The 12,586-nt window shown below is 28.8% G+C and carries 10 protein-coding genes; 8 read left to right on the top strand and 2 right to left on the bottom strand.

Annotation, left to right across the window (positions count from 1 at the left end; genetic code table 11):
• Positions 1-130 precede the first annotated feature (130 nt).
• From ABDZ93_RS13495 to cax, 4 genes are all read left to right on the top strand, one after another.
• On the top strand, positions 131-1,786 hold the full coding sequence (locus ABDZ93_RS13495) for a nucleoside kinase (protein ID WP_343826932.1): 1,656 nt from the start codon (positions 131-133) through the stop codon (positions 1,784-1,786).
• Between the two features lie 287 nt (positions 1,787-2,073).
• On the top strand, positions 2,074-2,754 hold the full coding sequence (gene sdaAB, locus ABDZ93_RS13500) for an L-serine ammonia-lyase, iron-sulfur-dependent subunit beta (RefSeq protein WP_343826934.1): 681 nt from the start codon (positions 2,074-2,076) through the stop codon (positions 2,752-2,754).
• A gap of 5 nt (positions 2,755-2,759) precedes the next feature.
• Positions 2,760-3,638 carry an L-serine ammonia-lyase, iron-sulfur-dependent, subunit alpha gene (sdaAA, locus tag ABDZ93_RS13505; RefSeq protein WP_343826935.1) on the top strand — a complete coding sequence of 293 codons (879 nt, stop codon included), beginning with the start codon at positions 2,760-2,762 and terminating at the stop codon, positions 3,636-3,638.
• Between the two features lie 114 nt (positions 3,639-3,752).
• The gene (gene cax, locus ABDZ93_RS13510) at positions 3,753-4,838 is read left to right on the top strand and encodes a calcium/proton exchanger (protein WP_343826936.1); all 1,086 of its coding nucleotides are present in this window, start codon (positions 3,753-3,755) and stop codon (positions 4,836-4,838) included.
• A 62-nt stretch (positions 4,839-4,900) separates the two neighbouring features.
• Here the strand turns inward: cax and pssA are convergent, their stop codons facing one another.
• On the bottom strand, positions 4,901-5,413 hold the full coding sequence (gene pssA / locus ABDZ93_RS13515) for a CDP-diacylglycerol--serine O-phosphatidyltransferase (protein WP_035132430.1): 513 nt from the start codon (positions 5,411-5,413) through the stop codon (positions 4,901-4,903).
• Between the two features lie 238 nt (positions 5,414-5,651).
• Here pssA and ABDZ93_RS13520 point away from each other — a divergent pair, with 238 nt between their 5' ends.
• Together ABDZ93_RS13520 and ABDZ93_RS13525 are read left to right on the top strand one after the other, a co-directional pair.
• Complete coding sequence (locus ABDZ93_RS13520; RefSeq protein WP_343826937.1) at positions 5,652-6,539, top strand: YegS/Rv2252/BmrU family lipid kinase; 888 nt, start codon at positions 5,652-5,654, stop codon at positions 6,537-6,539.
• A 416-nt stretch (positions 6,540-6,955) separates the two neighbouring features.
• Positions 6,956-7,261, top strand: coding sequence for a hypothetical protein (locus ABDZ93_RS13525; RefSeq protein ID WP_343826938.1), 306 nt, complete (start codon positions 6,956-6,958; stop codon positions 7,259-7,261).
• 81 nt (positions 7,262-7,342) lie between these two features.
• Here ABDZ93_RS13525 and ABDZ93_RS13530 read toward each other — a convergent pair whose 3' ends face one another.
• Positions 7,343-9,274 (bottom strand): YgiQ family radical SAM protein, encoded by a 1,932-nt coding sequence (locus ABDZ93_RS13530; protein ID WP_343826939.1) that lies wholly within the window; start codon positions 9,272-9,274, stop codon positions 7,343-7,345.
• Between the two features lie 490 nt (positions 9,275-9,764).
• On the opposite strand from ABDZ93_RS13530, the gene ABDZ93_RS13535 reads away from it, so the two are divergent.
• Both ABDZ93_RS13535 and ABDZ93_RS13540 read left to right on the top strand, forming a co-directional pair.
• Positions 9,765-11,027 (top strand): magnesium transporter MgtE N-terminal domain-containing protein, encoded by a 1,263-nt coding sequence (locus ABDZ93_RS13535; RefSeq protein ID WP_343826940.1) that lies wholly within the window; start codon positions 9,765-9,767, stop codon positions 11,025-11,027.
• A gap of 138 nt (positions 11,028-11,165) precedes the next feature.
• Positions 11,166-12,515, top strand: coding sequence for a VanW family protein (locus tag ABDZ93_RS13540; protein WP_343826941.1), 1,350 nt, complete (start codon positions 11,166-11,168; stop codon positions 12,513-12,515).
• Positions 12,516-12,586: the final 71 nt, after the last annotated feature.

Consider the following 12,586-nt stretch of genomic DNA (forward strand, 5'->3'; position numbering starts at 1 on the left):
CATATTTACAATTATGTAATATAATAAGTAATACAAATATATAATTTGATTTAAATTTAAATTTTATTAGATTTTTAAGAAATTAAGAAGCAATATATTATAACTAAATAATTATAATAGAGGTGAAGGCATGGATAAAATCAAGATAAGAACAGACGAAAGAATGATAGAAGTTCATAGAGGTATAACTTGTTATGATTTGATAAAAAATTATGGGTATGACCATAAAGCACCAATAGTTTTAGTTAAAGTAGATGGGAAACTTAAGGAGTTATCGACTATTCTTGAGAAGGATTGTAATATAGAATTTATTGATATTACAGATAAGCAAGGAATGATGTGTTATATAAGAAGTCTGCAATTTGTTTTAATAAAAGCTACTAAGGATTTATTTCCAGAGAGTAAAATAATCATTGAACATTCTTTAAGTAAAGGATTATTTGGTGAAATATATAAAGACATACATCTGGGTATAGATGATGTATATGCGATAAAAAAGAGAATGCATGAAATAATAGATGCTAACATGAAAATTGAAAAGAAAAATTATATTAAGGAAGATGCTATAGATTTATTTAGAGAAGCTGGAATGGATGATAAGGTTAGTGTTTTTAAAAATGTAAATGAAGGTAGTATAACAATTTATAAGTTAGGAAAAGAAGTTGGCTATTTTTATGGATTAATGATACCTTATACTGATATACTAAAATATTTTGATTTAATTTACTATGATCCAGGATTTATTCTTAGATTCCCAACCCAAGAAGAGCCAACACAAATTCCACGATTCGAAAAACATAAGAAGCTAGCTAAGGTATTTTATGAGGCTGAGAAGTGGGGAGATATATTAAATATAGCCCATGTAGGTGCTTTAAATGATGAAATTGAGCATGGGGATATTGTGACTTTAGTGAGGGTTGCAGAGGCTTTGCACGAAAAGAAGATAGCCAATATTGCTGATAAAATAAAGAAAAATGGTAATATAAAATTAATATTAATAGCTGGACCCTCATCTTCGGGAAAAACAACATTTTGTAAAAGATTAGGAATTCAAATGAGAGTTAATGGATTAATTCCGGTACCAATATCTCTAGATGATTATTTCATAGATAGAGAGCATACTCCAAAGGATGAATTTGGAGAATATGATTTTGAGAGTATAACTGCCTTAGATTTGCAGTTATTTAATGAACAACTTCAAATGCTTCTAAATGGAGAGGAAGTAGAACTTCCAACATATAATTTTATAACAGGTAAAAGAGAATGGTTAGGAAATAAAGTTAAGCTTCCAGATAAAGGAGTAATAGTCATTGAGGGAATACATGGTTTAAATGAAGTCTTAACGGCTTCAATTCCTCATAATCATAAGTTTAAAATATATATTAGTCCATTAACTCAAATAAATATGGATTCTCACAATAGAATAGCAACCACTGATGTAAGAATGATTAGAAGGATAGTTAGAGATTATTTATCAAGAGGATATGATGTGGAATATACACTAAAAATGTGGGCATCTATAAGACGAGGAGAAGATAAAAATATCTTTCCTTATCAAGAATATGCAGATGTAATGTTTAATTCAGCCCTTATCTATGAGTTAGCAGTTTTAAAGAAATATGCGTTAGAAGAGCTATATAAAGTGAAACCAGAAAGCCCAGTTTATAATGAAGCAAGAAGACTTATAGATTTTTTACATTTTTTTAAGGAAGTAGATAAGGATGTTGTTCCAACTAATTCTTTAATTACAGAATTCATAGGTGGAAGTTGTTTTTACCAATATTAAAATATAAGAAATATTAGTTAAATAGACTAGATAATATTGTTACACATGTAATATTATTATCTAGTTCTATTTATGTCGAAAAATAATATTTATATTGTAAATTAAATTTATGATATAAATATTATAGATATATTTTTACATAATTCTGATTAAAAATTTGATATTTTTAATCTTTAAATAGTGGTATTATATTAAATGGGTATACTAAATAATAAATAATTAATTGAGGAGTCAATGAAATGTTTAAATTTGGTATATTCTATAGTGGTATTTTATAGGAGGAAATTATGAAAAGTTATAGCGTGTTTGATATTCTGGGTCCTATAATGATTGGACCGTCAAGTTCACATACAGCAGGAGCTGCAAGACTTGCAAAATTAGCTGCAAAGATTGCAGAAGATGATGTTAGGGAAGTTAAATTTTTACTTCATGGCTCCTTTGGAAAAACTTATAAAGGACATGGTACAGATAGGGCACTAGTAGCTGGAATTTTAGGAATGGATCCATGGGATTATAGATTAAAAGAGTCGTTTACTATAGCAGAAGAAAGAGGAGTAAAATTTACCTTTGAAGAAACTGATCTAGGTGATGTACATCCTAATACAGTTAAATTTATAATGAAGGATTCTAAAGGAATAGAAACCACTGTTACAGGTTCATCCATAGGAGGAGGAAATATAGTTATATTTGAATTGGATGGACAAAGTATTCATTTTACAGGAGAATATCCAACTATTATAATTACTCATCGAGATGTACCAGGAATGATATATAATGTTAGCAATCTTTTATTTAATGAAAATATAAATATAGCCTCAATGAATGTATATAGAAAAGCTAAGGGATTAGAAGCTTCAACAGTGGTTGAAACTGATGGTATAGTAAGTAATCATGTAGTAGATAAAATAAGAAACATAGAAAATGTGAAAAACGTAGAGGAAATCTTACCACCAATGAAAGGAGAGTAGTTTTAATGTTTTTATCAAAGGCAACTGAAATAATTGAAGTATGTAATAGAGAGAATATATCCATTGCAGAATACACTATAAGAGAGGAAATGGAGTCTTCAGAAACTTCTAGGGAGAAATTAATAGAAATGATGAGAGAAAATCTAAAAGTTATGAAGTCTGCAACGCAAGAAGCTATGGATAAAGAGATTATATCTATAAGTGGACTTATAGGGGGAGATGCAACCAAGATCAGAAGGTATTTCCAAAAAAAAGAAACCTTATGTGGTGATTTTATAGTTAAAGCTATGGCAAGAGCCTTATCTTGTTCTGAAGTTAATGCAGCCATGGGAAGAATAGTAGCAGCACCTACTGCAGGTAGCTGTGGTATTATACCTGCAGCCATTATAACAGCAGGAGAGAAATTAAATAAAACTGATGATGAACTGATAACTGCATTATTTACAGCTTCAGGGGTCGGGATTCTAATTGCCCAAAATGCAACCTTAGCAGGTGCTGAAGGTGGATGTCAAGCAGAATGTGGTAGTGCAGCTGCTATGGCTGCAGCTGCCATTGTAGAAATGATGGGAGGAACTCCTAAAATGGCCTTTGATGCAGGAGCTATGGTAATAAAGAATGTGGAAGGATTAGTTTGTGATCCAATAGCAGGATTAGTTGAGATACCATGTGCTAAAAGAAATGTGGCAGGAGCAGTAAGTGCTCTTACTATGGCAGATGTGGCAATGGCTGGAGTTGAGAGTAAAATTCCCTTTGATGATACAGTAATTTCTATGTATAAAATAGGAAGGGCATTGCCTAGTGAATTAAGGGAAACTGCCTTAGGTGGTCTTGCTGTAACACCATGTGGCCAAAAGTTAAAAGATAAAGTATATTCTAATAAATAAAAAAATATAAAGTATTTCATAGCAGTTACATCTTTAGTAAAAATATAGATGTAACTGTTTCTTTATTATATGAATAGAGTAAATATATATCTATGTTATATTGTGGAGGAAAGTATGAAAGACTTTAAGAAAAAAGATTTTATTCGAAAAGAAGAAGTAGTCATATTGGCTGTAGTATTAGTTTCTATGGTACTGCTTTTAATAAATATAGGTTCTAACATAGTTAATGTTATAATGTACTCATTAATAATGATTCCTTTAGCCATTTTATTGGGAAGAGCAACTTCAAAAATATCAAATTATATAGGTGAGAAAAGAGGAGGCCTCATTTCGGCTACAGCAGGGAATGTTCCAGAGCTTATGATGGGACTTTGGTCTATAAAGTATGGTATGATTTCTATGGCAAAGGCAGGACTCTTGGGGGCTGTTATTACAAATATGTTACTTGGTCTAGGAATTGCGGTGTTTTGTGGTGGGATAAAATATAGGGAACAAAAATTTAATAAGATAATTGCACGTACAAATTTAAATATGTTATTTTTAGTTATGTTTACTATAATAATTGTATCAGCTTTAAATAGATACTCTTTTGTTGATAATTGTAGCTTTCAAAAATTAAGTTTAATTATAGGTGGAGTATTGATATGTGTTTATATACTAGGGCTAATATTTTCTTTATATACCCATAGTAATTTATTTATATTAGATGAAAAAAAGATGCTGAATAAGAATGGCGATAAGAATGAAATTAGAAAAGTATTTGGGTTAATTATAATTGTAACTATACTTTTATATTTTATAAGTGAAAGATTAGTTGGTGGTGTAAATGCTATTGTGGAAGAGTATAAAATTTCACAAGAATTTTTAGGAATAATTTTAATTCCACTTTTGGGGTCTTTTGGTGAAAATGCGTCAAGCATAGTTTGTGCTTTAGAAAATAAAATAGACGCTAGCCTAGAAACTGCAATAGGCTCAAGTATACAAATTACTATGTTTGTAATTCCTATATTAATTATTTGCTCTTCCTTTATGGGATTCAAGGTAAACCTACTATTTTCAGCTTTTCAAATAGTAACCATGTCTATAGCTATGGGTATGTCTTATTTTGTGTTTCAAGATGGTAAGACCTATTGGTTTGAAGGAGCGTTGCTTATAGCAGTATATATAGTAGTGACTCTTTCATATTATTATGTGGTTTAGAATATATTTATAAGTAATATTAAAAGCAACTATTAAAAATAGTTGCTTTTAATATTACTATTTTATTTTTTTTTGATTTGAAAATGACTAACCATAAGGTATGAAAGCAATGTCATAAATACCATTGGAATGATTGATGGGATGGGTCTTACCGTAGAAAAAATCTCAAGTACAGCTAGTAAACTACCAGCTATAGTTATAGGTATGCCAGTAAAAACATTATTAAAATCTGTACAATTATATCTAGCTAAACGAAAAGCTCCTGCCACAGGGAATAATACTAATAAAATTTTACCTAAAAGTCCAAAATTACTAAATCCATATAAGGAAAAGGCTAAAATTGATGGAGCTACGCCAAAGGAAACTAAGTCCGCTAGAGAATCAAGTTCTTTTCCCAGTTCACTATGAGTGTTTAAAAATCGTGCTACGGTACCATCATATCTATCAAGGATTCCTCCTAATAAAATTAAAATTCCAGCTGTAGTAAAATCATTATTTATAGTAAATTGTATTGATAAAACTCCACAAATTAAGTTACCCAAAGTCATAGAATTTGGGATAATAGATTTATTCACACTATCACCTCTATTTTATTATATACATTTTGATTACCATTGTAAAATATATATGCAATGAAAGTAAAAATTAATTATTAAATGTTAAAAAATATGAATAAATTTTAAAATTTGAAAAAAGGTTTTTAAAATGGTAATATTATAGAGATTAAGGTAAACAAAGTATAATATATAATTATAAATAATATTCGTGGGCATAATTAAGTTATATTGTTTATAAATGATATAGGAGGAAATTATGGAAAGAGTTAAATTTATTTATAATCCTTACTCGGGAGAAAATTCAATAATAAACAACATAGATAAGGTGATCAAAATTCATCAACAGTATGGATATACTATAGAGCCTTTTAGAATTAGTCATGATGTGGATATTAGAGATGCTCTAATTGAAATAGATGAAAGCTACAAGTATATTCTTATAGCTGGTGGGGATGGTACTATTGATTCAGTAATAAATAAAATGAAGCAAAATAATATAGATATTCCTGTAGGATTTTTACCAGTAGGTACAGCTAATGATTTTGCTAAATACTTAGGAGTACCGAATGATATATCTGCTGCTTGTAAACAGATTTTAGAAGGTAAGGTTAAGCGTTTCGATCTTGGTAGAATAAATCATAAATACTTTGTAAATGTGGCTAGCGCGGGATTGTTTACAGATATATCTCAAAAAACTGATAATAATCTAAAAAATACAATGGGAAAGTTAGCTTATTATGTAAAAGCTGCAGAAGAGGTTAAAAATCTAAAAAAAATAAATGTGAAGATTACTTCTCCAGTAGTAAATTTTGAAGGAAAAATATATACTATACTTGTGTTTAATGGTCAAACAGCGGGAAATATTAAATTTGCAGATCACTCAGAAGCAGATGATGGATTATTAGATGTAGTTGTTATAAAAAAGGAAATTTTAAAGAATGCTTTTAATAATTTAATTATTATGATGAAAAAAGGCCAAGTTACAGATATGGATGGAATACTTTATTTTAAATGTAAGGAGCTAACTATAGAGTGTGATGAGAATATAGCTACTGATATTGATGGAGAAAAAGGTCCTGATTTTCCACTTGAAATCACATGTGAGCGTAGGGCTATTAAAATAATAGGATATAAAGAGGAGTAATACTTTCATAAAATATATAAAAAAGTAATATATATAAATATAATTATTATTTTGGAGTGTGGATATTGAATATTTATATATACTTGTTCTTGATTTTAGCCATGATTTTTTTGACTTATGAGTCTGTAACCTCAAGCATAAGATATTGTCCGGTTAAAATAAAAGAAGTGCTTACCATATCTTTTATTTTAATTATATTTAGAATAGTTAGCTTATTAGTGCTTCTTCTGGCAGATAATATGAAAAGTGTGTACTTAATGAAGAATTTAGTGTTTTTAAATATCATATATATTCCTATAATTATATACATTTGTATATATATTTTTTATAGAAATACAAGGATAGACATAAATTGGTTTTATGGAATTTTTATTACAGGAATAGTTATTTATTTGATATGTATTTTTAAGATTCCTATGGAGTATTATATATCATTATCCTATGGATATAATATTATTTTAAGCAATTTGTTGCCATATAAAATGTTGTTATGTATCAATGGATTATCATTTTTTATAAGTATAAAAAGCTTTAGGTATAAGCATAGTGTGAAGTGGGGTACAGTGTTAATTGGTATAGCTTCTTTAGTATTTGTAGGAACCACTGCAATAACACTACAAAGTAGTGAGAATATAGGTTACTTATTGATAGGTGATTTGGCTTGGATTATAGTATTGTATGGAAGTATTGGAACCTTTAAACATAAAACAGTGAAAATGTAAAATAAATATTAAAGTAAAAGGCTATTTGAGATTTGTATTCAATCTTAAATAGCCTTTATCAGTTACAATAAGGTTAATAAATTATTTTCTATAAGAGATTTTCTTAGAATTTTTATTTCTAGTAACATTTTTAGATGATTTTTTAAGATTAGGGCTTTTTACATTAGTTTTTTCCTTATTATTAGAAGGTGAAGATGATTTTTTTCTTATAATAGGATTAGTTGGGATTAGGCAATTTTTACCGTTGCCTATTAAATCTTCTCGATGGCAACTAATTAAAGCCGATTTCACTAGATTATGATTTTCAGGATTCCCAAATTGTAAAAGAGCTCTTTGCGTATTTTTTTCCTTTTGACTCTTGGTTACATAAACTTTTTTATTAGTAAAAGGATTTATACCAGTATAATATATGGTAGTTGATAAACTGCCTGGTGTAGGATAAAAGTCCTGAACCTGTTCTGGCATATGTCCCATGGATTTTATATATTGTCCTAACTCTATAGCAGCATTTAAATCACTACCAGGATGACTAGACATAAGGTAGGGTACCACAAATTGTTTCTTTCCTAAGTTTTTATTTATGGCATGATATTTGGTTATAAATTTATCATAAACTTCTTTAGATGGTTTACCCATTTCACAAAGTACTTTATCACTTATATGTTCAGGAGCTACTTTTAGTTGACCACTTATATGGTGTTCACAAAGTTCATTAAAAAATTTTGAGTTTTTATCATATATTAGATAATCATATCTTATACCAGAACGAATAAAAACTTTTTTTATTTTAGGTAAAGTTCTAACTTTTTTTAGAAGACTTAAGTATTCAGTATGATCTATTATTAAGTTTTTGCAAGGTGTAGGAAACATGCACTGTCTATCCTTACAAACTCCATGGTCAATTTGTTTTTTACAAGCTCGCTGTCTAAAGTTAGCTGTTGGACCACCTATATCATGGATATATCCCTTAAAGTCTTTATCCTCCGTTAAAAGCTTAGCCTCAGATACTATAGAATCTTGGCTCCTATTTTGAATAACTCTACCTTGATGATAAGTTAGAGCACAAAATGAACAACTGCCATAACAACCTCTATGGCTAGTTATAGAAAACTTAACTTCCTTAAGAGCAGGTATACCACCGGCTTCTTCATAAATAGGATGATAAGTTCTAGTATAAGGTAAATTGTAAACATTATCCATTTCTTTAGTGCTTAAAGGGGTTTGAGGTGAATTCTGAACTACAAACCTGTCACCATAAGGCTCTACTAATGTCTTACCCCAAACTGAGTCTTGCTCCCTAGAGGAAAGGTAATAGCTGTTAGCATAGGCTTTCTTATCAGAAGTAATCTCTTCAAAGGGAGGCAGTAATATATAGTCTTTAATTTTATCTAGTTTGTTGGTCACATAGGAGGTTCCTTTAACTGAAGTAATGTGATTGATTGGTTTTCCATATCTTAATAAATTGGCAATTTCAACTATAGGTTTTTCACCCATACCATATATTAAAAGATCCGCCTTAGAGTCAAGAATTATACTCTTTCTAATTTTATCATCCCAATAATCATAGTGGGCAAATCTTCTAAGACTAGCTTCTATACCACCTATAATTATAGGAACATTTTTATAAGCTTCTCTAGCTCTGTTTGAATATACTATAACAGCTCTATTTGGTCTATAACCGCCTTTACCACCAGGAGAATAAAGATCATCATGTCTTTTCTTTTTAGCAACGGTATAGTGATTTACCATAGAATCTATATTTCCAGAGTTTATAAGAAAGCCATATTTAGGTTCACCAAGTTTTTTAAAGTCATCACAAGAGTCCCAACTAGGTTGAGCTATAATTCCTACAGAAAAACCTTCACTTTCTAAAAGTCTTCCAATTATAGAAGTTCCAAAGGATGGGTGATCTATATATGCATCTCCAGTTATTATTATAAAATCAAGTTGAGAAATATGATTTTTTTTCATGTCTTCTCTAGAGATAGGTAAAAATTTCGTATTATTTTTCATAGGTTTTCTTATATAAACTTACCTCGAGTAATTAAATTTTTAAGGTGAATACTAATGACAGTATTAAATTTTTTAATATCAGTAAGTTTATAATAAGATACCTCCTTTCTCGCACTAATTTGTACATTAAACTATATTAACATAATAAGAGACAAATATGAATAGGACTATTATAGGAAAATACTATATAAAAGTTAGATTCATTTAGTATAAGGTAGTAATTTGAATGAAAAGAGAGAAAAGTCGTGATATTAAATAAATATGAAGAAATTCAACCAAATTCGAATAATATAGTTACAAAATTAAATATGTAGACTATAATAAGTATATATAAAAATATATTTAATTAGGTGGTGAGAAATTAATGGACGGTGGGCCTTTGTTGTGTAAGGACTGTGATGACATTTATAAATCGAATAGAAATAGAGGAATACTGTTTATTAAGTTATAGACACTTATATACATATTCCTCTATTGAAGGAGGAATAATATGGAGAAACTATCAGAATTTTATCTAAGTAGTATCTTAAACAGATGGGTTTATGATGAATTAAATTATTGTATAGGAAAGTTAGAAGATATTTATGTAACTACAGATTATGGATATCCAAGAGCTATTGGATACAAGATTAAAAATGGAAGAGAAATTGAAAACTTTGAATTTAGAAATATTGATGTATACAAAGAGAATGGGAAATATATTATAAGGGTTGTACAAGTTAAAGATATAATTCCAAGGAAATATTCATATCTTTTATCTCAACATTTATTAGATAAAGATATAGTAGATGTAAATGGTAAAAAAATAGTAAGAGTTGTTGATTTAAAGATGGTAAAAAGGAATGGCTACGTAACTGTGATTGGAGTAGAGTCAGGTACTTTAGCAATTGCAAGGAAAATGAAAATTGAGAATCCCATAAAGAAGGTATATGCTCTATTTAATAAAGAACCAAAAGAAAATCTAATAAATTGGGAGAGCGTTCAATCTTTAGAGATGGTAGCTTCCTCTTTAAAGCTAACGACACCATACAATAAGTTGAGTAAATTACATCCAGCGGATATTGCTAAAATTGTGGAAGATTTATCGTTAGAGGACAGAGTTAAAGTTATAGATGGGTTAGATATAGATTTAGCTTCAGATACCTTAGAAGAAATTGACCATGATATGGTAAAGGATATTCTGAATAATTTGAGTGAAGATAAGGCAAAGAAAATATTAGACATTATGCCTAATGATGAAATTGCTAATATGTTAGATGATATGGATGAAGAAACTACTAATCGTGTTTTAGTAAATTTAGATGATGATGATGAAAATGAAATAAGAGATCTTATGAAATATGAGGATGAAGTAGTTGGTAATATAATGAATACTGATTTTATATCCTTTAATATAGATATTACTGTAGAAGAAACTATTAATATAATAAGAGAGCTTAAGCCGGAGGAAGAAGTGGCGCATTATATATATATTGTTGACAAAGAAGAAAGGCTACAAGGAATAGTATCTCTAATAGATTTGGTAATATCAGATTCAGCTGTAAAACTAAAATCTATTATGAATACAGAACCATTTAAAGTGGTAGATACAGATGAAATTGATGTTGCTATAGCTATAGCTGTAAAATATGATCTATACTCTGTACCTGTGGTGGATGCAGATAATAAGTTATGTGGGATTGCAGTAATGGGAGATATTATAGATGAAATTTTGTCACCAAGCTGGAAGCGTAGAATTAAGAGGATGGCATAATGCAATGTAATATTATAAAAAATTTAAATAAGCACTTGGATTAAGAATTTAATCTAAGTGCTTATTTTTGAAAATTTGTGACTAGGTATTATAATGATTTCCTTAGCCTCATATATTTTACATATGGAGGTGGAAGATTTGAAAAAAAAGTTTAAAGGAATATCTATCTTATTAATAATATTATTAGTTATTATTAGTATTTTCATATTAATGAAGATGCAAATTACTATTAGAAATCACGAAAATCTTATATATAAAGGAGTTAGTATTAATAAAATAGATGTTTCACTTTTAAGTAAAGAAGAAGCTATATTTAAAATAAGTAAAGATTTAACGGATATTAATGTAAATAGAAATGTAAAAGTTCAAATTGATGAAAAAAGCTATGAAATATCTTTTAGTGAATTAGGTGTTCGTGAGAATGTAGAAGAGATAGTTGATATGGCACTACTTTATGGAAAGAAAGATAATTTTGTAGATAGATATAAGAATGCTAATAAAGGTATAGATAGGGAATTTTATACAGTGACAAGCCTAGATGCAGAAGGCTTTAACAAGTTTTTAAAGATTATAGAAAAAGAACAAAATAAATCACCGGTAAATGCAACCATAGATCATGAGTGGAGTGGATTTCTTATAACACCCCATGAAATAGGTAGAAAGATAAATGGAGATGCATTAAATAAAAGTATTATAGAAGCAGTAGATAATAGTTTAGATGATAGTGATATTATTGTAAATGTGGATTTTAATAAAGTATATCCTAAAATTCTGGAAGACGATTTAAAAAGTATAAATACTAAGATAGCATCTTATACAACTAGTTTTACAAATTCTAGCTTTGGTAGATGTAGAAATATTGAAATGGCAGCTAAGTATATAGATAATACAGTAGTTATGCCGGGAGATGAATTTAGTTTCAATAGAGTTGTAGGAGCAACTACTCCAGGAAAAGGTTTTGAATATGCAAAGGTAATTAAAAATGGAACATTCATAGATGAAATTGGAGGAGGGGTATGTCAAGTTTCTTCAACTTTATATAATGCAGTATTAAAAAGTAATTTATATATAACTGAAAGGAAAAATCATAGTAAGATAATATCCTATGTTCCAATGGGGCAGGATGCTATGATTGCCTATGGAGCTTCAGATTTCAAGTTTAAAAATAACTATAGTTTTCCTATTTTGCTTGAAGTTATTGTTCAAAATAAAGAAATAACTTTTAATATATTTTCTAATGAAAAAGAGCGAGATCCACACTATGAAATAAAAAGTGAAATTGCGAAGGAAATCAAGCCTAAAAAAGAAATCATTTATGATTATAGTTTAGCTGAGGGAGAAATAGTAATAGAGCAAAATGGCAAAAGTGGTTATATAGTGAATACCTATAGAATTAGATATGAAGGTGGTAAAGTAGTAGATAAAATTCTAGTTGGTGAAAGTATATATGCAGGTAAAAATACTATTGTTAGAATGGGAAAAGACTAAAATTATTACCCAGATATAGGCATAGAATGTCTATATCTGGGTAATAATTTTTAAAAAATTCAAAAAATTAA

Source organism: Clostridium subterminale (genome assembly GCF_039521425.1).
GTDB classification, from domain to species: domain Bacteria; phylum Bacillota; class Clostridia; order Clostridiales; family Clostridiaceae; genus Clostridium_J; species Clostridium_J subterminale.